The sequence below is a fragment of the Cellulophaga sp. HaHaR_3_176 genome (assembly GCF_019021925.1).
In the GTDB taxonomy this organism is placed as follows: domain Bacteria; phylum Bacteroidota; class Bacteroidia; order Flavobacteriales; family Flavobacteriaceae; genus Cellulophaga.
Genome location: NZ_CP058990.1, coordinates 1,439,542 through 1,463,632 on the forward strand (window position 1 = coordinate 1,439,542; position 24,091 = coordinate 1,463,632).

Sequence of the window (24,091 nt, forward strand, 5' to 3'; positions counted from 1 at the left end):
TTTATTTTTTTTTACCTCCTGGACGTTGTGGCATAAATGGACTTTCGTTAGACCCTACTCCTGATGGTGGACCTCCTGCTTCTGCCTTAGAAATACCTTTTAAACTATATACCAGTTTATCACCCTGACTAATACCGCTTAAAATTTGAACATTTACACCATCGCTTGCTCCTAATGTTACTGTTTTAGGTGTAATACTTCTATCTTTACCCAATACCCAAAGTGTGGTTTCTTTATCTGATGGTGAACTTGTATTAGTTATTAAATTATGATGTGCATTGTATGTTGCCAAAATTTCAGCGTTTGGTTTAAAATTTATTGCTTTAGCTTCTGCAGTTAACACATTGTCTAACTCTAAAGTATAAATTGAAATGGTAGCTGTTAAGCCTGGTTTCAATTTTAAATCTTCATTTTCTGCTTTAACAACAACTATATATGTTACCACATTAGATGTTATTGTAGGATCTAAACGCACTTGTGTAATAACACCGTTAAAAGTTTCACCTATATAAGCATCAACAGTAAACTCTACTCGTTGTCCTTCTTTTACCTGTCCTATATCAGCTTCATCCACATCTGCTTCAACTTGCATTTCTTTTAAATCTTGTGCAATCGTAAATAATGTTGGTGTACTTAAACTTGCTGCTACTGTTTGTCCTTCATCAATTGCTCTTGATAAAATAACACCATCTATAGGCGAATAGATATTGGCATACCCTAAATTAGTTATGGCTTGTTGTAAGTCTGAATAACGCTGTGTTACTGTACCTTTTGCTGTTTGGTAGTTAAATGCAGCATCATCAAAATCAGATTTACTAATCACTTGATTATCAAATAATGTTTTTTGTCTATCATAAATTGTTTGTGTATAGTTTTTTTGACTAAGCGCATTATCATAAGCAGCCTGTGCTTGTGTTTTTGCAGCATTCAAATTAGTTTTATCTAATTCTGCAATTAATTGACCTTCTTTAACCACACTATTATAATCTACATATATTTTTTCTACTACTCCAGATACTTGGGTACCAACTTCAACCTGTGTAATTGGCTCCATAGTACCTGTTGCTGTAACCATTGTAGTTACGTCTGTTTTTTTTGCAACTATTGTTTTTGCTTCAATAACAATCGCATCATCGTTATCTAAAAAAAAGTAAGCTGCAACCGTAAGTATTATTACAATAACAATGCTTAGAATGATATTTTTTCTATTTTTTTTCATGATTATATTAATTAAAGTTTGATATCGTTTCCTTGATAAAATTGTAGTAATTGATGGTATAAAATATTTAAGTATTTAGATTGTAAATAATTCTGTTGAGCATTAGTATAAATGTTTTGACTAATCACTAAATCAGTTGTACTTAAACCACCTAACTCATACTTTTTTTGTGCTAATTTGTATGATTGTTCTGCAGCAACTTTTGATGCTTCTGATGCTATAACTTGCTCTTGAGCAGATACCGCATTTTGATATGCAGTTTCTACTTTTTTATAGATATCTTTTTCTGTATTTTGTTTTTGTATCTCTGCTTTTTCAATATTTATCGTAGCTGTTTTTACAGCTGCTTTTGTTTGATTTCTATTAAAAATTGGGATATTTAAAGACACCCCTATTTTTTGATTGAAATTGACATCAAATTGATCAGAAAAGGTATTATCATTAATACTGGTATACCCTGTACCTAAGCTACCTATTAATGATAAAGTTGGTAAATACCCTCCTTTAGCAATATCTAACTCCTTTTCGTTTGCTGCTATATTTAATTTATTGGCTTGTATTTCTGGTAAAAAACCTAAAGCATTCGTATACACTTCAATTTTATTGAGCTCTAAGTTTATCAAATCCATATTTTCATCAATGGTTTCTATTTCTAAATCATCCATTGGTGTTAATTCCAATAATTGTTTAAGCGCTATTATATATTGTTGATACTCATTTTTAGCGGCAATTGTATTGTATTTATTTGTTGCGGCTTGACTTTGTGCATCTGTATAATCACTCAAAGCAATAGTACCAGCATCTAAACGTGCTTTAGATCTTAAAACTTCTTTTTCTGAAGCTTCTAAATTATTTTCTGCTATAGAAATGTTTTCTTTACTGTAAAGTGTCTGTAAGTAGGTTTCTAAAATATTTAAAGCAATATTGTTTTTTTCTATTTCTTCTTGAAAAATGCTTTGTTCTAACAATAATTTATTTTGCTTAACCTGATTGTTAAGCTGGTTACCTTGAAATAGCGTTAATGAACTATTAAGTCCAACATTAGTACTACTCACTTGGTCAGTAACATAATCACTAGTAATAGGGTCAATTGTATTTCCGCTAGAAAAATTTTGTGAAGCACTACCAAATAAATTAGGTAATCGAGAAGATTTTGCTTTACTATAATCTACTTCAGCAATGCTTTTATTAAGAGCAGCATCTTTTACCGTAATATTATTTTCTAAAGCGTAGTTTATACAATCTTTTAAAGACCATATTTTTGGGGTCGTATTAATTGCAGCATCTTGTGCAAATGAAAATTGCAAAAAGAATATACTTGTTATAATTAAGAATAATTTCATTTTTGAATGTTTTAAATTAACACTTCAAAGGTGAAATTATATACTATCTTAATAAAAAGTAATAGACGTTTGAGAGTATTGAGTATACAGAAACCTATATTTTATCGATGAGAATTTCTCTGCCTAACCGATATTTCTTTTATCTATTTATGTAAAAAAAAGTATACTATTTATATATAATTGATGGGAAAAGTAGACGTTTAGACACCTGATAAGTTAGCTAATAAGGCAAGATTTAACGTGCTTATATTTTCTGCTTGAGTACTAACTCCAGAAACATTAGAGAGTACAATTACAGCTCTTTTATTGTTTTTATCTAATGATAACATAGATGTGTAACCACCTGTACTACCATCGTGTAACAATATCGTAAATGTATCATCTTTTATAATTTGCCAACCTAAACCTATTCCGTAATCATTTGTAACTTCATAAGTGGGCTGTTGTGGTAAATTATAAACAGTTGTGTCTTCAAAATTTTTACGCACAAATTTCTCTAAGTCTACTACAGATGATTTTATACCTCCTGCTCCTACTGTTGCATTTGTAAAGTTCCAGTTGGGAATTTCGGCACCATTAGCATTTAGACCCTTTACTAGCGATGTTGTATTTACATTAGATAATAAAGTGGTACTTGCATTCATATTTAAAGGTTTGAAAATGGTTTCTTGTATAAAGTCTTCATAAGTTTTTCCTGTTTTTTTAGATAAAATATGACCTAATAAACCAATTCCTAAATTAGAATATTCAAACTCAGAACCTGTAACATTATTTAAAACCGCATAATTTTCTAAATAACTGTTTAGTAAATCAGAAGTATAATTAGCAAAAGGATCTTGCTCATCATAATCTACACTTTCGTAATTTGTAGGTAGCCTTGGTAAACCAGACGTATGATTTGCTAGTTGTTCTAATTTAATATTTCCGCCTTCTTTTATCGTAAAATCAAACTGACTTTGAAGCGTTTCATTTAAAGTTGCTTCATTTTTCTCTATCAAATCTGATAATAATATACTAGTAAATACTTTAGTTATAGAACCAATTTCGAAAATGCTATTTTCATTTTCTATAATTTCAAATGTATCACCATTCCTAACAACTCCGATGTATTCAGTTTCGGCATTATCAATAAGTGCAATTGATACTTGAGTATTGTCAGGGAAATTTGAAATGTTTTCTTTTATAATAGCAGCAATTTCTGAATTGCCTATTTGATTAGAAAATTCATCTGTAGTTATTTTTGTTTCGTCTTCACTAGTACAACTAATGCATAGCAACATAAAAAAAATAAATGTTGAATAAATATATTTAAACATGATGGTTGTTTTACTTTCAGGTAATAAACTTCTACTTGGAGAAAGTAAAACTAGCCTATAATAAAACAGCGATAGTTAAAGGATTTATAATTAACACTTAACAAATTCATAAAATTAAATTTTAAGGATCTAAACTTTATTTTCTAATGCTTTTTTTATTAACTCACTATCCCAATGCGTATCAAAATCAACAATACCTCTTTTAAAATCATCATTTAAAAACTTCTCCTGTTGCTCTAACTCTTTTCTTGCTTTAAAAATATAATCATCTTCTCTCTTTGGTTCTGAAGCCAAACGCCTTAAACTATTTTCATCATACTTAATAAAATTCTGCACCTGCCTATTCAATGTATATTTTCTGAAGCCCATTTTACTTAATACATCTTTAGCTAGAGTTAATGAAGTTTCTAATGATTCGCGATATATATTTTCATGGCCTAGGTTAAGTAAATCATAGGCATCATATCTATTTTTAGTACGAATCATCATTTCTACATGAGGATATTTTTCTTTAACTATCTTACTGATAGCCTTTGAGACTGACAGCTTATTGGTTGCACAAATAATTATTTTAGCTTGAGCGATACCAGCAGATTCTAATAAATCTATACGTGTAGCATCGCCATAATATACCTCGAAGCCCATTTTACGAAGAAAATCGACACGGTTAGAATCTTGATCTAAAATAGTTGCTTCTACACCATGTGATCTTAAAAAACGCCCTATAGTACTACCAAAATGACCAAACCCTACTAAAATAATTTTTTGAGATTTTGCTATATGATCCGTAGGTCGTTTTACATATTCTTTTGTACCTATTCTAGGAAGTATCAATCGCTCATTTACCATACTTATAATTGGAGTAAGTGACATTGAAAGCGCTGTTACTACCAATAACATATCCATTTCCTTTTGCTCTAAAAGGTTTAAATCAAAAGCAAATGAGAGTAGTACAAAAGCAAATTCACCAATTTGTGCTAAACTAAATGTAAGCAATAATTTTTGATCTAATTTTAAACTAAACACCTGTGCCGTTATAAATAAAACAACAGCTTTTAAAGCTATTACAGCAAATAGAATTCCGCCAATAGTTAATGGGTTTTCTGCAATTACTATAAAATTAATAGAAGCTCCAACAGCCATGAAAAACAAGCCTAAAAGTAGATTTTTAAAAGGTTCTAGAGTGCTTTCTAATTCATGTTTATATTCACTATTTGATAATACTACGCCACCTAAAAATGCCCCTAAAGCAGGACTTAAACCTACATATTCCATTAAAAATGAAATGGCAAAAACAATTAAAAAAGCAGATGCTATTAATAACTCTCTAACTCCTGTTTTAGCCACCTTACGTAGCATGGGTACAATTAAATATTTACCCGCTACAATTATAAACACAACAGATAAAATAATAGCTAAAGTTTGTAAACCTATTGGCAACCCATCTAATAAATTACCACTATCTGCACTATCAGATGTTTCATTAGAATTAGATAGTAGTGGTAATGCACCTAACATAAATATAACAATGATATCTTGAAATAATAAAATTGAAAATGATGATGTACCAAAAGTTGTATCCATCAAGCCTTTTTCTTTTATAGTTTGTAGTGCAATTGCTGTAGATGATAAAGCTACTGCCATTGAAATAACTAATGAAACTTTCCAGTCAAAACCCAATACGGTAAAAAGCAAATACGATAATAACATTGTACCTGCTACTTGTAAACCCCCCATACCAACTATGGTTTTTCGCATATTCCAAAAATTCTTGGGCTCAATTTCTAGTCCTATTAAAAATAGCATCACTACAACACCAAACTCTGCAAAATGAAGAATATCATCACCTTCAGACCCTATAAATCCTAAAACATAAGGCCCTATTAAAACACCAGCGAACAAATAACCAATTACCGAGCTTAATCCTAAACGCTTTGCTAGCGATACACAAATAATGGCTCCTAACAAAAAAACAATTGCTTGAAAAAGTATACTACCTGTCATAATTTATGGTGTTTGTAATTGAGGGATATCATTTAAAAAAAAGCAACCACTAAAATCGTCAATTGCCAAATTTTGCTGAAGTAATTTTATAAGTTCACCATATTGATTAACGTAAGTCTCTAATTGATTATCTGGTAGTTGATGTGTTCCCATAACAGCAAATGGTGGTAAATACTGCATACCACATAAATTTGCGGTCTGTTCAAAAGGACGTAAAAATTGACTAACCGTAAAACTATTGGTGCCAGATGAACAATATAAATCTCTAGAACCGCCAGTTGTAATTACATTTAAACATGTTTTATTATGTAATGCATCACCATTAGGGCCATATGCCCACCCAAATTCTAAAACCAGATCTAACCATTGTTTCATAAGTGGCGGACAGCTATACCAGTAAAATGGATGATGCCAAATGATAATGTCATGCTCCTCTAAAAGTTTTTTTTCGGCATCTACATCAATATGAAAATCAGGATAAATCTCGTACAAATCACAAAATGTGACCCCTTCTATATTTTTAATCTGATTTACTAGGGCAGCATTTACTCTAGATTTTTCAAATTTAGGATGTGAAAATAAAACTAGTATTTTTTTCATAATAGCAATTTAGCAGAAAATTGTTAACCTTAAAGAATATTTTATGTATTTGAATTTATAGAAGCTATTGTATATAGCAAATTTTTACTTTATATGGGTTTTAAGAACAACTCACTCATATTTAAAATTATATTTTTATGTATTAAGTCGATTTACAAATTTAAGGCTAAATGGGTTTGCCTTCAAGAATCCTTATCTTTACAAATTGAAATACATAGGATTAAAAAATTTGAAACAAATAAAAACATACTTAGATCAAATAGCGACCATATCTAATTTAGATTGGGAATTTTTCACATCAAAATTACAGCGTCGTGTTATCTCTAAAAAAAGCATATTTTTAAAAATTAACGAAATTGAAAATCATATTTCTTTTATAGAATCTGGTGTAGTACGTTTATTTATTCCTAAAGAAAATCCTGAAAAAGAAATTACTTTTGGTTTCAGTTTTAAAAATCAGTTTATAAGTGCGTATGATTCTTTTCTAACACAAAAGCCATCAGCATATCAAGTACAAGCACTTACTGACACTTGTTTGCTAAGCATAACTTATAGCGACTTACAAGATGTTTATGAAAATACACAAATAGGTAATTTAATTGGTCGGTTAACTGCTGAGCGCTTGTTTTTAATAAAGTCGAGACGAGAGCAAGATTTATTAAACCTTACCGCAGAAGATCGTTATATGAAGCTTTTTAAAGAGCGGCCAGAGCTTTTAAAAGAGGTTCCATTAAAGTACATCAGTTCTTATATTGGGGTAACAGCTCAAGCTTTAAGTCGAATTAGAAAGCGTTTGTAAGTAGGTTTTTATTGATTTAGGTTCATTGTTTAGCGTTCAAAGTCAAATTACCTTTGCTAAAAAAAGTTATGGCTATAGTCATTTTTGTTTTAGTGCTTTGGTATGGAGGGTTATTTTTTCAATCTTTCTTTTTACACCGTTACGCAGCACACCAAGTGTTTACCATGTCTAAAACTATGGAGCGTATTACATTTGTTTTAACTTGGATTTTTCAAGGTTCTAGCTATTTAAGTGCTTATGGATATGGTGTTATGCACCGCATGCATCATGCATATACAGATACAGAAAACGACCCACACTCTCCATCACACGATCCTAATTTATTTGCAATGATGTGGAGAACAAAAAACATCTATCAAGATATCAATAAAGAACGTATTGCTATAGATCAACGTTTTACCAAAAATGTACCACAATGGAAATCGTTTGATACTTTTGCTAGTTCTCGTTTTTCTAGATTATTGTGGATTACGCTTTATATTCTATTTTTTGCATTTTTTGTGACTGCTGCTTGGCAATGGTTATTATTACCTATTACTTTTTTAATGGCACCTATACATGGTGTTATTATCAACTGGTTTGGTCATATTTACGGTTATGTAAATTTTCAGATGAAAAATACTAGTAAAAATCTATTCCGTTTTGATTTTTTAATGATGGGCGAAGGATACCATAACAACCACCACAAACATGCTAGCAGAGCTAATTTTGGTGTAAAGTGGTATGAAGTTGATGTAACTTATGTAATTATTAAAATACTAAATGCTTTTGGTATTATTCATTTAAAGCCTATTACAATTCAAGATAAATAGTTATTCAAGGTTATAACTTAGTGGTATAAAAACAAAAAAGGCTTCTAATTATTTAGAAGCCTTTTTTGTTACATTGTATGTATGTAGTGATTTTATGTTGAAAGATTATTCAATACCATCTAATCGGTACTGAGTAACAAAATTATCCTCAATATTTTTATAGCTGTTAGTGCAATACACATGATCTATAGTTTCTTTTAATTCATCAAAACCGTAATTAAATTGTGCATGTGTTACATATAAAAAAACTTTTGATGCTCCTTGTTGTTTTAATGCCTCAGCTAAAAACTTAAATGTTCTACCACCATCTGCTAAATCATCTACAATCAAGCACTCTTTACCCTTAACATCACCTTGAATGCTTATTTCAGGTGCACCATCTACTCTTACTTTATTTGACGGCACTAAATCTGCATTAAGCTTTTCAGCAATTTCATGTGTTGTTTTATATGCTCCGGCATCAGGACTAACCAAAACAGGGCTACCTAATGATTTGAAGGTTTTTTCAACAAATTTAAAATGTGATAATTTTTCGGCGTTATTAATTAAAGCTAATGAAATTGGACTATGAGGGTGCAGTATCGTTATTTTATCAAAATTCATCGCATTTATAAAATTTGCAATAACTTTTAAATCAAAAGACTCACCTTCATTAAAACGCCTATCTGAGCGTTGCCCAATTAAGCAAAAAATAGTGAGTTTTGCGATAGCCGTTTTGTTTAAAATATTTTTAGCATCCCAGGCTTCTTTTATAGCCGCAGCTCTAAATAAATCCTCATAACTGTTCCCTCTAATTGAAATATCTATATCGCCACTTTCTATAATTTGAGCAGCTACTTGGCCATCTTTAAATTTTTTTATGTTGTATTTCATATGCTAATTTTTACTCGATAATCGATATTAATAATTATAAAGCTTACCTCGAAATTTAAATCTTTTTTTTTAATAATGCCTCTAGAACTTCTCTTGAGGTTGTTTTCTATTAAACTTCTCTATTTCTTGTTTTAGTAAATCGTTTGAGCGACCGTAACTTACAATTTTAACATCCAAAAGTATATCCTTAAATTTATCTAATGCTTTAAACAGAGAATCTAGTATCCAATCTAAATCATTACCAAATGCCCCACCACCTACTAAGGTCAAAAAAACACTATTTGATTTATTTTTTTTTAAGTTAATCATTGCGGAGTACAAAGTAGCCTCATAAGTAGCTTCTAAAATTATTCTCGCAAAATTCTCCCAATAAAATGATTCAATATTAGAATATGCAACTGGTAATGCCGAACAATATATTTGTGATACAATTTGTTTTTTATCGTTAAGTGTTACTTCTGTATTCCATTGTATTCCTACTTTTAATTTATCTTTTAAAAACTCCCTTTGGTAATTTGTATAACCTCCAATTTGTTTATTAATAGCAAGAATACCTTCTTGATTCACTAATGCATAACCGTTAACCATCTTCCATAATTGAAGCTCTTGGTTATTCAATTCCTCTCCAATACTATTTAAACAATCAATTTGATGTGTATCTGTTTGTCCGATTTGATTATTAACTAGAGCAAAATAATTTCTGTAAATGGTACCAGCACCACAGGCTATTGCACACGCCGGACCTTGTGTAAAGTCGTTTTCGTAAATATCAATTCCCTCTTTTGGAGAAATTTTTGGACTAACCATTTCCAATAAATTAAACTGAGATGCTGCTTGAAATAGTGCATTTTCGTTTTTTGGGTCACAATGTAAATCTTGAATATTAGCTATAACCTCTGATACCTTTATGTTACCAGAATTGTTATTCTTTAACTGCTGTTTTCTTAAATGTTCTAAGGAAACAACCTCTAATGTTCCGAATTGATAGGATTTATTATTGACTTTAGAAATCATTTTCTGTCCATCAATTTTAATATTATCATGTACATTTTTAGATGATATTTCTTTAAACCCAGTCAATTCTTCGAACCACATAGCTATTTTTTAAAGATTTTTATTAATACGGTCTCTTATCTCTTGTAAATTCACTTGATTTACAAATTCTCCATTTTCATAAATCACTTGTAAAGCACCTTCATTTTCTTGTTCAGGAGTCACTTGGTCAACCAAAACATACTCACCATCAACAGTATCTACTTTTATCAATCCTTTAGCAGATTTTTTAATGCCATCATCAGTAATAGGATCTTTAAAAATTTCTCTTCGTTCACCATTTACCACTACAGAAGTAGCTTTCATAGCAAATCCAAAAGTATCTCTAGTATTAAATTGATAGGTAAAAGAACCAATTCCTAAGACAACATTAGTAGTAGCAAAACCTTTATCACTCAAACGTTGACATATACTTTCTGCTCTTTCTGTTGTAATACTATCACCATAAATTGCACCAATATGACCATCTAAAACTTTGAACCCTTGTGCATTTATAGAACCTCCAAAAATATCCCAAAGTAACTCGACTACACCTTTATCTTGTGCTGTTTTTGCACCTAAGTCTCTTGCTTCTCCACAAATAATATCAACAGGATCTCCACTATCGGGTCTAATAACCAATTTTCCATCTCTTGCTAATACTTCATCTTTTAGCTGTGGTAAATACTCTGTTAGTACTTTCCATAAATCCCAAGTATCACTTACTACAGATAATATACCACTAGGATAGGTGTTAATTAAAGATCTAAATGTACCTATTTCATCGTCTTTTGTACCTGCACACATTACAGAGTGTTCTGTAGCATTTACAGATCCAACAACAAAACCCTTAGCTTTATAATATTTACGTAAACTGCTAATTACAGGTAATGTATCTGATCCTAAAAAAACTGAAGCATGGCCCATACCTGATGATATTGCACTCTGCAAACCACCCATTCCTCGCATCGAAAAATCGTGACCTTGAAAATCAATAAAAGCTAGATTGTCTTTATCTGTTAGTAAGGTCCAATTTTTAAAAATTCTCTTATATCTTAAAGCAATTGAAGCCGAAGTCATTGGTTGCCATAACATAGTAGATAAAATAGTTTCTAAAAAGTTAGTAATCCAATAGAATTTTTTATCAGTATTCACTACAGTTACCATAGGTATTCTAATTGGTACCTCTACCCCTTCAGGTAATGACTTTACTTTAATTGGTAAATATTGTAAATCATGTAAATCTTCATAATGTGTTACATCATAGTCGGTACCTAAATACATAGATAACTCTTCTTTTACCTCATTACAAACTTCTGCTTTTGGCTTTGAGAAAAAATTATCATTAAAAAAATCATGCAACCATTCAAATACATATTGTTGACCAAATGAAACAACCTTATCACAGCCTTTAGGTGCATACTTATTACTTCTTGGTGTCCAATTAGAATAAACTTCTTCTGTCCCTTTAGGGTATTGTTGGTGATGTCCAGTTTTGTAACCGTCAGTTAATAATAATCCATTCATAATTATATTATTTGATGTTTAAATTTTAAAACCTTATTCAGGTCTGATTTATAATTACCTCTATTTTATATTAGAAAATTATAACGTTCATTACTTTTTTTTATTGGTAAATAATTTATCTAAGTAAAAACGCTATTATTTGCGTAATTACTACGCAAATATAAAACAACATTTTAAATCACCAAGAATAATTTGTGTTTATTTTACACAAATTAGAATTTCAAATAATTAAATATCGAATATTATACCTTCTTTTTTTAATATAAAATAACGTTTATTATTGAATTTAAAAAGGTTAGCTGGTCGTCCTGACCCTTTGGAGTATTTTTCATCTAACTCATCTAAAACATTAAGATTTAATATTTTTTTTCTAAAATTACGCCTATCAATAGGCCTTCCTAATAAAGTAGTATATAGTTTTTCTAAATCTGAAAAAGGAAACTTAACATCTAAAAGTTCAAAACCTATAGGTTCATATGTGATTTTTGCTTGTAAACGAGCGATAGCCATTTTTAAAATTTCAGCGTGATCAAAAGAAAGTTCTGGTAATGTTTCTATATTAAACCATTGTACTTCTTCAGCATCAGTAGATGCAAAAATTTTAAAAGCGCTTGGTTTTATTAATCCAAAATAGGCAACTGACACTACCCTACTCCTAGGGTCTCTTTTGGGTTCACCAAAAGTGTAAAGTTGTTCTAAATAATTAATTTTAATTCCTGTTTCTTCACTAAGTTCTCTTGCTACAGCTTGTTCTAGTGATTCATTATCTAAAACAAATCCACCAGGAATTGCCCATTGCCCTTTAAATGGCTCGTATTTTCTTTTTATAAGTACAACCGAAATAGTACCTTCTTCATATCCGAAAACGACAGCATCTACTGAAAGTTTAATTGCTTGTTGCATACTATGCGTATTTTTAACGCTAAAGTAAAAAATATAACTTACAACAGAACCTATTTCCAAAGCTATCCACTTTTAATTCTATTAACCCCTAAAATCATCAAAAAAGTATGTTTTTAACCTAAATATCATCATTTTTAGTCCAAAATGAATAAAAAATTCAATATAATTAGGAATTATGGATAAAAAAATGTATAATAAGGAAGAGAAATATTAACTAAAACATATACATGAGGCAACTAAAGATCACGAAGCAAATTACAAACAGAGATACTAAATCATTAGAAAAGTATTTTCAAGAAATATCAAAAATAGATATGATTACCATTGATGAGGAAGTTGAAATGGCAAGAAAAATTCGCGAAGGAGATCAAGTTGCACTTAATACATTAGTAAACGCTAATCTACGTTTTGTAGTTTCTGTAGCAAAACAATACCAAGGAAGTGGTTTAAGGCTTTCTGACTTAATTAATGAAGGTAATGTTGGCTTGGTTAAAGCCGCAAAACGTTTTGATGAAACAAGAGGTTTTAAATTTATATCGTATGCTGTTTGGTGGATAAGACAAGCAATTTTACAAGCAATATCAGAACAATCACGTATGGTTCGTTTGCCTTTAAATAAAATTGGTGAGATTAGTAAAATAAATAAAGTTTTTTCTTACTTAGAACAAAGTCTTCAGCGCCCACCTAGTGCTATTGAAATAGCTAGAGAGTTAGACATGAGCACGTCGCAAGTTAAGACTGCTATGAAAAACACAAGTAAGCATTTATCAATGGATGCCCCATTTGCTGAAGGAGAATCTTCAAATTTATACAATGTTGTTCAATCAAAAGAAGCGATGAGCCCCGATTCTAAAATGATGGAAGAATCACTTAGTTCTGATATAGGGCAACTACTAAAAACATTACCTAGTAGAGAGAGTGATATTATACGTTTATATTACGGCATTGGAGAAAAAGCGCCAATGAGTTTAACTGAAATTGGTGAGATTTTTGAAATTAGCAGAGAGCGAGTTAGACAAATTAGAGAAAAAGCGATTAGAATTTTACGTAAAAAATCGCAAAACGAAGTTTTAAAAGCATATTTATAATAGACCAACATAATCATATATATAAAAACCGACCCTTCAAGGTCGGTTTTTTTTTATACTGTGTATTCAATTAATCAATCCAAATAGTTTTTGTGTTTACAAACTCTCTAATACCATAACCAGAAAGCTCCCTACCATATCCACTATTTTTTACTCCTCCGAAAGGTAATCGAGGATCAGACGCTACAAGCTTATTTACATAACTACTACCCGCTTCTAATTGCAATGCAATTTTTTCTCCTCTTTCTTTATTTTCAGTTATAACTCCAGATCCTAATCCAAATTGTGAGTTGTTTGCTAACTCAATAGCTTCTTGATCGTCCTTGGCTCTTATTACAGATGCTACAGGACCAAATAATTCATTATCAAAACCTTCCATACCTGGTTTTAAATCGGCTAAAATTGTTGCTGGATAAAATGCTCCTTCTCTATCTGGAATTTCACCTCCTAAAACTAATCGTCCGCCTTGAGATATTGTTTTCTTTACTTGTTCATGCAATTCATCTCTAAGATCTTTTCTAGACATTGGACCATAATAGGTATCATCATCTGTAGGTAATCCCATTTTAGCTTCTTTCATTTTTTTTGTAAATAGCTTTAAAAACTCATCATAAACAGCATCTAAAACCACAAATCTTTTTGCGGCAATACATGTTTGACCGTTATTTTGTAAACGACCGAAAGTTGCTAAATCAGTAGCCTTTTCCATATCAGCATCATCTAAAATCAAATATGCATCACTACCACCGAGTTCCATTACCGTTTTCTTTAAATTTTGACCTGCAATTGAGGCTACGGAACGACCAGCAGGGTCACTACCCGTTAAAGTAACTGCAACTATATGTTTGTCTTCTATAATATCTTTTACGTGCTTAGAGCTGATATTTAAGTTAAAAAAGGTTCCATCAGGAAAACCTGCTTTTTTAAATGCATCTTCTATTGCAAACGCACAACCTTGTACGTTTGAGGCATGTTTTAAAACGCCTATATTACCGGCCATTAATGCTGGCACAGCAAAACGTATTACTTGATAAAATGGAAAGTTCCATGGCATAACTGCTAATATTACACCAATAGGTTGAAATGTTACATAGCTTTTTTCTGCCTCAGTTTTTACAGTTTGGTTCGCTAATAAATCTTTAGTATTATCAGCATAATAACGACATATTGAAGCACATTTTTCAATCTCTTTTCGAGACTGGCCAATGACCTTACCCATTTCTCTGGTTGCTAATTGTGCATATTCTTCTTTATTTTCCTCTAATACATCTGCTAGTTTGTACATTAATTTAGCACGCTCATCAAATGATGTATTCTTCCAAGTATTAAAAACTTGGTGAGAGGTTTTTATTTTATTTTTTACTTCATTAACAGAAATACGGTCGTATTCTGCTATTTTTTTACCTGTTGCAGGGTTTATAATTTTCGTAATCTCCATAGTTCCTCTTTTTTAGTAATTAAATTACCTACCGCAATGACCGAAATTAAAATAATTTAAGTTAAACGAAATACTTTATTTTTTAGCTGATACGCTATTAAGTCTGTTACCGTAATATAATCCTCAATGTTTGATTAAATTATATCAAAACAGAATTGCCTTAAGTATGTAAAAAAGTATCTTCGCGCCCATGTGGATGTATTTAGGGCTTTTGGCCGCACTTTTTTTAGGATTACATAATTTATGCAAAAAACATGCAGTAAAAGATAATGAAGTATTCCCCGTGCTTTTAGGGACTATTGTTGCTGGTTTTTTACTGTTGTTACCTTTTTATATTGGTTCTATTTTTTATCCAGAACAGACTATTAAATTAGGATTTTACATTACTGAGATACCCTGGAAAACTCATGGCTTTATTTTTATAAAATCTATGATAATGGCAAGTTCTTGGATTTTAGCATACCAAGCATTAAAACACTTACCAATTACAATTGTTACACCTATACGATCTGCTGGACCCTTTTTTACATTTATAGGCGCAATTGTGCTTTATAATGAACAACCTACTGGTTGGCAATGGATTGGTTTTTTTCTAATTATATTTTCTGTGCTTTTATATTCTAAAATAGGAAAAAGAGAAGGTATTAATTTTAAAAATAATAAATGGATTTTTGCTATTATAGGCGCTACTTTTTTAGGAGCTTCTAGTGGTTTGTATGATAAGTTTTTAATACAAGGTTTAAAACTAAACCCACAGACTTTACAATTTTGGTTCTGTTGGTATACCATTCTTATTTTACTCGTTATTTTATCTATAACATTTTTTCCAAAAGAAGAAAAAAGAAAAGCTTTTATATGGCGTTGGTCTATACCTGCTGTTGGAATTCTATTGCAAACAGCAGATTATTTTTACTTTAAAGCATTACAAGACGAAGATGCTCTAATCATGTTGTTATCAGCTATTAAGAGAAGCCAAATATTAATAGCGGTTGTACTTGGCGGCATTCTTTTTAAAGAAAAAAATAAACGTAAAAAAATAATTCCTTTACTAGGTATAATGCTTGGCGTAGGCTTAATTTTATATTCTGCTAAATAATTAAAACTTAAGGTCAAAGGCTTCAAAAAAATGACTCATAGTCCAAGCCGGACCAATCATTAAAAATTGTAAATCTTTTAAAAATGATGGTTTTTTTCCTTCATGATTGTGCCCTATAAATTGCCCTATCCATGCAACAACAAAAATTCCCAACATAATAGACCAAAGTGGTATAGAAATGCTTAGACTGATTAATTGTATCACAAGAAGAACAGTTACTGAAAATATAATCATTCCAAAAAATAATGGCTTAGATAAGCGGAAGTAATAAAACAAACCAAGAATAATTACTAGAGTTCCTAAATGTGTGTATGGAACTAACACTTCAGGAATACTTTTTAAAACAACTTCCGGAACAGGGATACTAGCTAATAAACCTATTAAGCTAAAAAATATTACTGGCACACAAACATAATGTATTGCTATATTTAGCTTTGTTTGATGGCTTTCTGCATATTCATTCAATAGTAAGTCAATTTTTCTCATTAGTATTGCTATGTTTAATGTTTAAAATTTTGGTTAGGTGTTTTTTATCTGTTCGTATTCTTCAATTCCTTTACGAGTTAAATAAGGCATAATAATACTCCACAACATATCCATTACTGAGCATTTATTTATTTGATAATCATTTGTTTTAATAACTTGCCGTTGTGATTGCCAAAAAGTACTAGACATCCAAATAACATGTACCATTTTATCGTAATTTATTAAACCAGTTTCAGGCACCATTCTATCTGTTTGCACATAATAATCTACCAATTTTCGAGCATCTTTAAAACGGACTAAATTAATAGCTTCTTGCCGTTTACCAACATCAGGGTATTTTTTAATAATATGAACAAGATCATTAAAGAAAAAAGAATAACGGGATTGTAAAGCATCAAAACTCAACATCATTTCTTGATAATGATATAACGTAATATTAGTACTTTTAGGTAAAATATAATGCAAGGTCTCCGAAATCATAGTATCATAAATAATAGTCAAAAGAGCTTCTTTGTTCCTATAATGATACTGTAAATTACCTGCACTAATGTTCAATGAATCAGCTATTTGCTTCATTGATACATTAGAAACTCCAAAAGAGTTAAACATTTCTATTCCCTTAAATCTTATTTTATCTTTCAAAAAACAGTTAACTAATTATATCTTACTAATATATAAAATAATTAGTAAGCGCTTACTAATTGTTAATAAATAAAAAGGAACCCACTAGAGGTTCCTTTTTATTACTAAAAATCTTATCTATTTTATTTTTAAAGTATATAACTCTCAAAAATTTCTTCTAAAACCTCTTCTGGGTTATGGCATAACCCAGAATGTGTTATTGAACTTTGAATTATTGTACTCCGTGATGCTGTTAACCATCTAAACCTATCTGGTAAATCCAATTTACCAATTGCTCCACCTTCTGCTGCGCCTTCACAAACAAGCGTCCAGGCTTTTAAATAATCATTGACTGTTTTTAAACAAACAACATCTGTAAAGCATTTAAATTTATTTTCGTCTACACAGTATTTAACACCTAAATATTTCTTTGTTCTTGAAAAAACAATAACACCTACATTAAAAAACTCTTCACGTTCTACTTTCGGAACTAACCTGATGATGGCATACTCGAATTTGACTCTATCTTGCATCTTCAGCTTCTTTTACTAGTGAATCTATCATTGAAAGTTTAGCAATCAAAAAACGGTTATATGCCGCTCTCATTTCATCTGGTAATAAATCATCTGATTCACTCAACAACCAATCTTCAGGAATTAAATTAATTATCTCAGTAATTAATTTAATTGATAAAGACTCTTTAATAATTTTTGCAGCCTCTTGTAATTCTGTAGCTTGTTTTAAAAGCACATGGTCTTTTATTAACGGAAACGTTCGTGTTAGATGGTTTTCCCAAATAGCCCAATTATGATGAAAATAAAAACTAGCTCCATTATCAATAACCCATAATTCTTTATTCCACTTCAATAAATTAGTGTTTTTAGCTGTTCTATCTATGTTACTAATAACACTATCTAAAAGCACTATTTTTGAGGCAGTTAGCGTATCTACTTCTGATGCTAATGGATCATATGTTATTGCACTTGATAAAAAGTGTAATCCTAAATTTAAACCTACACTAAATTTTAATAAATCTTGAATTTCTTCATCAGGTTCTGTCTTACTAAACGAATCATCTAAATTCATAAAAACCAATTCCGGAACTTTTAATCCAATGGCACGAGCAAGCTCCCCTCCTATTAATTCTGCTATCAAAGCTTTTTTACCTTGTCCTGCTCCTCTAAATTTTAATACGTACAAAAAACCATCATCTGCTTTTACTATAGCAGGTAAAGAACCTCCTTCGCGAAGTGGTTTTATATATTGTACAACATCAACTGTTCTAATATCAATCGTATTCATACCAACGAAGATAAAAAACAGTATTATACAATGAGTTTCTACAGCGTAATTTAATTCACGTTAAATTCTATAGCGTAAACTATTCAGTAAGATTACTTCGTATATTTATAATAAGCTTTAAAATCTGAAATCATGTGTACTAAACACCAATGCCATATCGTTCCGCAACATATATTAGAAGCATTATCTAAACGTGGTAACAACAATTGTAAAAGAACTTTAAATGATACTCGTAGAATTTTAGAAAAAAGAAATATTGTATTAAATAGCTTATTACAACAAACTTCTATTTCAGGAAAAGGGGATCGCCTAATTTACGATAGTGAAAGTAGTTTTCAACAACGTGTTACGTTAGCACGTAGTGAAGGTGACGAAAATTCGACTGATGATATTGTAAACAATGCTTTCGAAACATCAGGCTTTGTGCGAGACTATTTTAAAAACACATTCAATCTAGATTCTATTAACGGAGAAGGAATGGATATTATTTCTAATGTGCATTACGGTACGCAGTATAATAATGCGTATTGGGATGGTGATGAGATGACTTATGGTGATGGTGATGGCGTTGATTTTAAAGATTTTGCCAGTGCTATCGATGTTGTTGCTCATGAGCTTACACATGGTATTACTCAATTTTATGCCAATTTAGAATACCAAGGTCAATCAGGTGCATTAAATGAACATTTTTCAGATGTTTTTGCAACAATAATTAAACAAAAGTACTTAAATCAGACTTTAGAAGAAGCTGATTGGTTAATTGGAGATCAAATTGTTACAGAAAGTTTCCCTGGTGTAGCATTAAGATCTATGGTAGCACCTGGTACCGCTAATGATTTTGACTCACAACCAGATCATATGACAAACTATTATGCTGGTTTAGATGATAACCAGGGAGTACATATTAACTCAGGCATACCTAATAAAGCATTTTACTTATGCTGCCAAACTATAGGTATTGATGCTGGTGCGCTTATATGGTTTGAAACTTTAAAGCTCCTTTGGCGTACAGCAAATTTTGATGATATGTTAGATGTTATATTAACGACTACACAAACCTTAATTGACTCTGAAAAAGTACCTAATAGCTCTTTAATTGCAATTATAGAAAGTTTTGCTTCGGTTGGTATCACTCAAAAAGAAAGTGTATGAAATGTGTTGTAACTATTTCAGGTGGTTTTACGGGTATCACAAAAACCTATGAAGGAGAAGTTGATTTACCTGAACAAAAAGAAAAAGAGATTTTTAATCTTTTATCAGATGCTCAAATTACAAAAAACGAAAACTTTAGGGATGGTTTAAAATACCATGTACAATTTAAAGATACTTTTAAACAACATGAAGCTTATTTTTCAGACCCTAATATGCCTGATGCAATTAGAGCTTTAATCACTGATGTTAAAAACAACAACAAATAATATTCAATTAAATTTTTATTACTTTATTAATTTTGAACCTAACTACCTCGTAATAAAAGGACTACATTAATAAAATAGAATTTGTGAATATCTATTCTTGTTTTTGTAAAATGAACCCTTTATTAAAAACTATATTTGGCACCCCTAAAACAAATTATTATGAGTGCAACTTGGTATGAGTGCAAGGTAAAATATAGAAAGTTAGATGAAACTACAGGTATTCAAAAAGCAACTACTGAACCATATTTGGTAGATGCAATTTCATACACTGAAGCAGAAAGTAGGATTACGGAAGAAATGTCCGCCTATTTAAGTGATAGTGATGAAATAAAAATAACGAATATAAAAGTAGCTAACTACGCAGAAATTCACCCATTTGAAAATTCAGACCGTTGGTTTAAATCTAGAGTTTCTTTAATTGCTTTTGATGAAGAAAGTGGTAAAGAGCGTAAAACAAATATGTATTTATTAATACAAGCCAACGATGTTAAAGAAGCATACGATAATACTGTTGGTGTTATGAAAGGTACTATGGGAGAATATACAATTCCTGCTATAGCAGAATCTCCTATTATGGATGTTTTTCCTTATTTTTCAGGTGAAGAAGATGAATTAGAGCGATTAGAGAAATTTAATGCAGTAAAAGCTTCTGTACCTCAAGTAGCTGAATTTAATGAAGGATTAGAGCTTGCTGATGTATTAGAAACTACTGAAGAAGAATAATCTTTATGAAGTATATAAAATTAAAAAGAGGACTTTTCAGTCCTCTTTTTTTTTTATGCTTTCTTTTTTAAAATAGATTAACTAATCTGTTAACTTAAAGTTTTATTATTTTCTTTTTAGGTTATCTACAACAGTTGTTTCATCATCTATATATGATATAATAAGTGTATCTTCATTTAATTTTATGATTTGAGCAGATTGCCCATTTAAAACAAGTGTTTGTTCTTCTATATCCCAAGTACCTGTAGTAGACTCTACTTGCTCACAACCAGCCCCTGTTAAATCTTCAAATTCAGTTTGCATATAGCTTTTATCTTCACCAAAGCTCAACACTTCAAATTCTTGATGGCAAGGGTCTGAATATACTTCATTTTCACCATCAACTGACTGGCCTACAAAATTCCATTCTCCAACTATTAAATTTTCATAATTTTCAGAAGATAAAGTATCATCATTATCTTCACATGAAAATAATAACCCAATAGTTAATGATGCGATAGCTAGCTTAATTTTAATCATTTTAGTCGTTTTTTTATTAGTATACATTTATAACGAACTAGCTTTTACGCTATTGCTTTCAAAAAAGATAAGAGAAATAAAATTTCATAAAATACAAATTAAAATGTTGTTTATCAGATGTTTGAAAATATTATAAAATGTACATATTGTATTAAGATTTAAAACTAATTATGTAGTTACTCTATTTTTCTTCCTTCAAGTGTATTACCTGCTATCTTTTCAATTTTATAACTCATAGATTCAGGAACAGTAATTTTTAATTTATCAATCAGATATGAATGATGCATAAAAACCCATTCTCTGCTAATTATTTTTAAAGTATCTCCATTTTTTTCTGGTATAAATGATAAAGTTTTTACTTCAATATTATCTGGTTTATTTTGTTCACCATGGTACCCTTCGCTTTTTAATATACCAGAAACTTCTATTGTTACATCTGTATTTTTAGTCTTTTCTATTACAACTTCATTCTCACAATAACATTCAATTATTAAATGTTTAGCACCTTTAATTGGTACTGCTTGTATTAGCGAATCTTTTAACGAAAAATCTTGTCCATTACAAGATGTAATTAAACAAACAAGTAATATCATTAAAGTTTTCCTCATTTTTATATTTGTTTTTAAATCAATGGTTTTTTTATTACTAATCATACTTATTTCATTTTTTAGATGAAATATTAGCTGGCTTGCCAACTTGTGAATACTATATTTTTTTTACATTTTACGATTTCGAGTAGCGGTTTGGAGCTAATATATTATTTGGGTCTAACTTACTTTTTATTTTAAATGCAATAGTATCTTCCCAGTTCAATTTATTGAGGTATTCTTTCTGAAAAATAGTTGGTAATCGATATGGGTATGCTCCTATTTCTAAAGAAAAATCTAACAAACATTTGTATAAATCATGGGCATTATCAACATCTTTTTTTTCTGTTTTTTCAAACAATATAGGTATTGTCGATGCTATTATATTTTCATTTTGAATGGTTAAAGTTATCATAGGTTCTAAATTAAACCTTTTAAATATCTTATAAATACCCGTAATATACTTATTTAAAATATCCACTTTAAAAGGTATTACTGGAGCAAACCATATAATACCAATATTGTCTTTTAAAGGATTATAATTTTTATGCTCATCAGCAATATCAGATAATGAATAAATTAAATTTAGTGGATACCTAGACGGTTTACCTTTTAAAATAGAAAAACCTTCATTTATTTTTTTCAAATCTTCAGAATCTATAAACAATTTACCTAACCAACTTTTGTTTACAATTATATTGTTTGAGGATATAAAGCGCTTTTTTGAACCAATACCTTTTAATGCTTTTTTTATATCTTGTTTAACAGCAAATCTAATAGATTTAGGCCCATAAATAGCGCCCATTACTGTCCAATCTTCTAAACGGTGTTTCTCCTTTAATTTTATAATTTTATCTTCTGAGCAATATCCTTGTTCTTCTACAAGGTAATTGCTTTTCATAGCCAACATTCTTCGCGTATTCATAAGATTTATACCAGAAAGAAATTCTTTATACGTTTCTTTTATGGTCTTTAACCTTAATAAGCATTCGTCGATATCTTTATTAGAAACCGATAATGTAAACATAACAATAGTATCAGGCGTACGCTCTAATTTTATAGTCATTTCATAAACCACACCAAAATTAGATTGAAAAAATATAAAATCAAAATTAGCTCCAACACCCCATTTGTGATGTTTATCTAGATGAGATAAACCCAATTGAGCAAATGGAGATTCATAAGTACTACCATTAGGTAAAATTGCTTTCAAACAGCGAACTGATGCTACATGATCATGAATTGGTGTTATTCCAAATCCTCTTTCTAAAGCATTACCCATAATATTTCCTTCTGGTCCTGCTCCTGTTACGGGAACCATAAACTTGAAATTGTTAGCTTTTAAAAAATCATATAATTTCCCTTGTGTTAAACCTGGTCCAAAAGTCAATAAACCTTCTTCCTCATCAAATTTAATTACAGCAGGCATTTTTGATAGGTTCATTACAATCTGAGTTTCATCATCAGAAGGAAAACTACTTCCATAACCCCAATTATTACCTGATGAAACTGGGTAAAAACTACATTTATTTACATTGCAGTAATTTATAACCTCTTTTATTTCATCCGTATTTTGGGGATAAACAATATTTTTATTTTCAGATAAATTATCTAAGCATCTTGTTATTTTTAGTTTATGCATTGTAATACTTATAAATCGTTTGTCTGAATAAATTTGGAAAGTTTTCTGAATTTATTAAATCTAAGTTGCAATACATTAATTGAGCAGGAGCTTCTGAGAGTTTTTCGTAATCTTTTTCAACACCCAGTTTTGTACAATTAAAGAAATTCTCGTAAAAGTTGCAGGATTTTGGATTTACAGAGAGAATTACGTTTGTGACTCCTCTTTTTAAACTTTCTGAACTAAGAAGTGAAAGTAAATTGAGTAAATCATCATATCTTGGTATTTTTCTGCAATCGGCTAAAAGACAAACTTCAGCAACGTATTTTTTTGCTTTAAGTAATTCTGATATTTCCTCTTCATATATATCTGAGCTAGGTAATTCTTCTTTTTTTGAACTAATAATTGCTGAACATGTTATAATTGGATCTACCCCGTTTTTACCATAAGCTCTAATAAAACTATATTTTTTTACTCGATTTATATGAGTAAAATCACCTTTATCTATTAATTTTTTAGAATGATATGCATTTTGAATGAGAGTATCGGTTGATTTATACTCCTCATCTGTTAAAACTATTTTGAACTCCATTTAATACCGGTTTATTAGGTTGATTATAACTTAGGTTTCAATTAACAGTTCATTTTTAATCTATCGTAAATTAATTATTATGTTTTTATTTATTGAATAAAGTAGGTTGATGCTTTATCTTAAAATAGAAACATATAGATTTTTTTTAACAAAAAGCTGATAAATACATCTT

General features: G+C 30.2%; 25 protein-coding genes. 7 read left to right on the forward strand and 18 right to left on the reverse strand.

Annotated elements, in window-relative coordinates; genetic code table 11:
* Position 1: 1 nt before the first annotated feature.
* The 5 genes from H0I23_RS06130 to H0I23_RS06150 form a co-directional block, all read right to left on the reverse strand.
* The gene (locus H0I23_RS06130) at positions 2 to 1,219 is read right to left on the reverse strand and encodes an efflux RND transporter periplasmic adaptor subunit (RefSeq protein ID WP_216785575.1); all 1,218 of its coding nucleotides are present in this window, start codon (positions 1,217 to 1,219) and stop codon (positions 2 to 4) included.
* A gap of 11 nt (positions 1,220 to 1,230) precedes the next feature.
* Entirely contained in the window at positions 1,231 to 2,562 is a 1,332-nt protein-coding gene (locus tag H0I23_RS06135; RefSeq protein WP_216785576.1) for a TolC family protein, read from the reverse strand.
* 200 nt (positions 2,563 to 2,762) lie between these two features.
* A complete protein-coding gene (locus H0I23_RS06140) occupies positions 2,763 to 3,842 on the reverse strand; it encodes a serine hydrolase (protein ID WP_216785577.1) in 1,080 nt (359 codons plus the stop codon).
* A gap of 165 nt (positions 3,843 to 4,007) precedes the next feature.
* The gene (locus tag H0I23_RS06145; RefSeq protein ID WP_216785578.1) at positions 4,008 to 5,882 is read right to left on the reverse strand and encodes a monovalent cation:proton antiporter-2 (CPA2) family protein; all 1,875 of its coding nucleotides are present in this window, start codon (positions 5,880 to 5,882) and stop codon (positions 4,008 to 4,010) included.
* 3 nt (positions 5,883 to 5,885) lie between these two features.
* Positions 5,886 to 6,482 (reverse strand): NAD(P)H-dependent oxidoreductase, encoded by a 597-nt coding sequence (locus H0I23_RS06150; protein ID WP_216785579.1) that lies wholly within the window; start codon positions 6,480 to 6,482, stop codon positions 5,886 to 5,888.
* Between the two features lie 229 nt (positions 6,483 to 6,711).
* Here H0I23_RS06150 and H0I23_RS06155 point away from each other — a divergent pair, with 229 nt between their 5' ends.
* Both H0I23_RS06155 and H0I23_RS06160 read left to right on the forward strand, forming a co-directional pair.
* On the forward strand, positions 6,712 to 7,281 hold the full coding sequence (locus H0I23_RS06155) for a Crp/Fnr family transcriptional regulator (protein ID WP_216785580.1): 570 nt from the start codon (positions 6,712 to 6,714) through the stop codon (positions 7,279 to 7,281).
* A 68-nt stretch (positions 7,282 to 7,349) separates the two neighbouring features.
* Positions 7,350 to 8,093: an acyl-CoA desaturase gene (locus tag H0I23_RS06160; protein ID WP_216785581.1), complete on the forward strand. Its 744-nt coding sequence runs from the start codon at positions 7,350 to 7,352 to the stop codon at positions 8,091 to 8,093.
* Positions 8,094 to 8,198: 105 nt separating this feature from the next.
* Here H0I23_RS06160 and H0I23_RS06165 read toward each other — a convergent pair whose 3' ends face one another.
* The 4 genes from H0I23_RS06165 to H0I23_RS06180 all read right to left on the reverse strand — a co-directional run bounded on the left by H0I23_RS06165 (position 8,199) and on the right by H0I23_RS06180 (position 12,428).
* A complete protein-coding gene (locus H0I23_RS06165; protein WP_216785582.1) occupies positions 8,199 to 8,966 on the reverse strand; it encodes a phosphoribosyltransferase family protein in 768 nt (255 codons plus the stop codon).
* 81 nt (positions 8,967 to 9,047) lie between these two features.
* A complete protein-coding gene (locus H0I23_RS06170) occupies positions 9,048 to 10,061 on the reverse strand; it encodes a hypothetical protein (protein WP_216785583.1) in 1,014 nt (337 codons plus the stop codon).
* A gap of 9 nt (positions 10,062 to 10,070) precedes the next feature.
* Complete coding sequence (locus H0I23_RS06175; protein ID WP_216785584.1) at positions 10,071 to 11,525, reverse strand: nicotinate phosphoribosyltransferase; 1,455 nt, start codon at positions 11,523 to 11,525, stop codon at positions 10,071 to 10,073.
* Positions 11,526 to 11,753: 228 nt separating this feature from the next.
* Positions 11,754 to 12,428 carry an NUDIX domain-containing protein gene (locus H0I23_RS06180; protein ID WP_216785585.1) on the reverse strand — a complete coding sequence of 225 codons (675 nt, stop codon included), beginning with the start codon at positions 12,426 to 12,428 and terminating at the stop codon, positions 11,754 to 11,756.
* A 227-nt stretch (positions 12,429 to 12,655) separates the two neighbouring features.
* Between H0I23_RS06180 and H0I23_RS06185 the strand changes: the two genes are divergently transcribed.
* Entirely contained in the window at positions 12,656 to 13,516 is an 861-nt protein-coding gene (locus H0I23_RS06185; RefSeq protein ID WP_216785586.1) for an RNA polymerase sigma factor RpoD/SigA, read from the forward strand.
* Between the two features lie 70 nt (positions 13,517 to 13,586).
* On the opposite strand, the gene H0I23_RS06190 is transcribed toward H0I23_RS06185, so the two are convergent.
* Positions 13,587 to 14,954 (reverse strand): NAD-dependent succinate-semialdehyde dehydrogenase, encoded by a 1,368-nt coding sequence (locus tag H0I23_RS06190; protein ID WP_216785587.1) that lies wholly within the window; start codon positions 14,952 to 14,954, stop codon positions 13,587 to 13,589.
* Positions 14,955 to 15,144: 190 nt separating this feature from the next.
* On the opposite strand from H0I23_RS06190, the gene H0I23_RS06195 reads away from it, so the two are divergent.
* Positions 15,145 to 16,050, forward strand: a complete 906-nt coding sequence (locus tag H0I23_RS06195) for a DMT family transporter (RefSeq protein ID WP_216785588.1) — start codon at positions 15,145 to 15,147, stop codon at positions 16,048 to 16,050.
* Here the strand turns inward: H0I23_RS06195 and H0I23_RS06200 are convergent, their stop codons facing one another.
* The 4 genes from H0I23_RS06200 to H0I23_RS06215 form a co-directional block, all read right to left on the reverse strand.
* Positions 16,051 to 16,536: a DUF962 domain-containing protein gene (locus H0I23_RS06200; RefSeq protein WP_216785589.1), complete on the reverse strand. Its 486-nt coding sequence runs from the start codon at positions 16,534 to 16,536 to the stop codon at positions 16,051 to 16,053.
* Between the two features lie 33 nt (positions 16,537 to 16,569).
* Positions 16,570 to 17,178 (reverse strand): TetR/AcrR family transcriptional regulator, encoded by a 609-nt coding sequence (locus H0I23_RS06205; protein ID WP_216785590.1) that lies wholly within the window; start codon positions 17,176 to 17,178, stop codon positions 16,570 to 16,572.
* A gap of 128 nt (positions 17,179 to 17,306) precedes the next feature.
* On the reverse strand, positions 17,307 to 17,690 hold the full coding sequence (locus H0I23_RS06210; RefSeq protein ID WP_216785591.1) for a DUF3037 domain-containing protein: 384 nt from the start codon (positions 17,688 to 17,690) through the stop codon (positions 17,307 to 17,309).
* Positions 17,680 to 18,459 (reverse strand): HipA family kinase, encoded by a 780-nt coding sequence (locus H0I23_RS06215; protein WP_216785592.1) that lies wholly within the window; start codon positions 18,457 to 18,459, stop codon positions 17,680 to 17,682. Before H0I23_RS06215 ends, H0I23_RS06210 begins: the two co-directional genes overlap by 11 nt.
* 132 nt (positions 18,460 to 18,591) lie before the next feature.
* Here H0I23_RS06215 and H0I23_RS06220 point away from each other — a divergent pair, with 132 nt between their 5' ends.
* The 3 genes from H0I23_RS06220 to H0I23_RS06230 all read left to right on the forward strand — a co-directional run bounded on the left by H0I23_RS06220 (position 18,592) and on the right by H0I23_RS06230 (position 20,600).
* Positions 18,592 to 19,611: a M4 family metallopeptidase gene (locus H0I23_RS06220; RefSeq protein WP_216785593.1), complete on the forward strand. Its 1,020-nt coding sequence runs from the start codon at positions 18,592 to 18,594 to the stop codon at positions 19,609 to 19,611.
* Positions 19,608 to 19,877: a protealysin inhibitor emfourin gene (locus H0I23_RS06225; RefSeq protein ID WP_216785594.1), complete on the forward strand. Its 270-nt coding sequence runs from the start codon at positions 19,608 to 19,610 to the stop codon at positions 19,875 to 19,877. Before H0I23_RS06220 ends, H0I23_RS06225 begins: the two co-directional genes overlap by 4 nt.
* A 159-nt stretch (positions 19,878 to 20,036) precedes the next feature.
* Positions 20,037 to 20,600 carry a DUF4494 domain-containing protein gene (locus H0I23_RS06230; RefSeq protein WP_216785595.1) on the forward strand — a complete coding sequence of 188 codons (564 nt, stop codon included), beginning with the start codon at positions 20,037 to 20,039 and terminating at the stop codon, positions 20,598 to 20,600.
* A 105-nt stretch (positions 20,601 to 20,705) separates the two neighbouring features.
* Here the strand turns inward: H0I23_RS06230 and H0I23_RS06235 are convergent, their stop codons facing one another.
* The 4 genes from H0I23_RS06235 to H0I23_RS06250 form a co-directional block, all read right to left on the reverse strand.
* Entirely contained in the window at positions 20,706 to 21,119 is a 414-nt protein-coding gene (locus tag H0I23_RS06235; protein WP_216785596.1) for a lipocalin family protein, read from the reverse strand.
* Positions 21,120 to 21,295: 176 nt separating this feature from the next.
* On the reverse strand, positions 21,296 to 21,772 hold the full coding sequence (locus H0I23_RS06240) for a hypothetical protein (protein WP_216785597.1): 477 nt from the start codon (positions 21,770 to 21,772) through the stop codon (positions 21,296 to 21,298).
* Positions 21,773 to 21,842: 70 nt separating this feature from the next.
* Positions 21,843 to 23,348, reverse strand: coding sequence for an FAD-dependent oxidoreductase (locus H0I23_RS06245; RefSeq protein WP_216785598.1), 1,506 nt, complete (start codon positions 23,346 to 23,348; stop codon positions 21,843 to 21,845).
* On the reverse strand, positions 23,341 to 23,919 hold the full coding sequence (locus tag H0I23_RS06250) for a hypothetical protein (protein WP_216785599.1): 579 nt from the start codon (positions 23,917 to 23,919) through the stop codon (positions 23,341 to 23,343). Before H0I23_RS06250 ends, H0I23_RS06245 begins: the two co-directional genes overlap by 8 nt.
* Between the last annotated feature and the right edge of the window lie 172 nt (positions 23,920 to 24,091).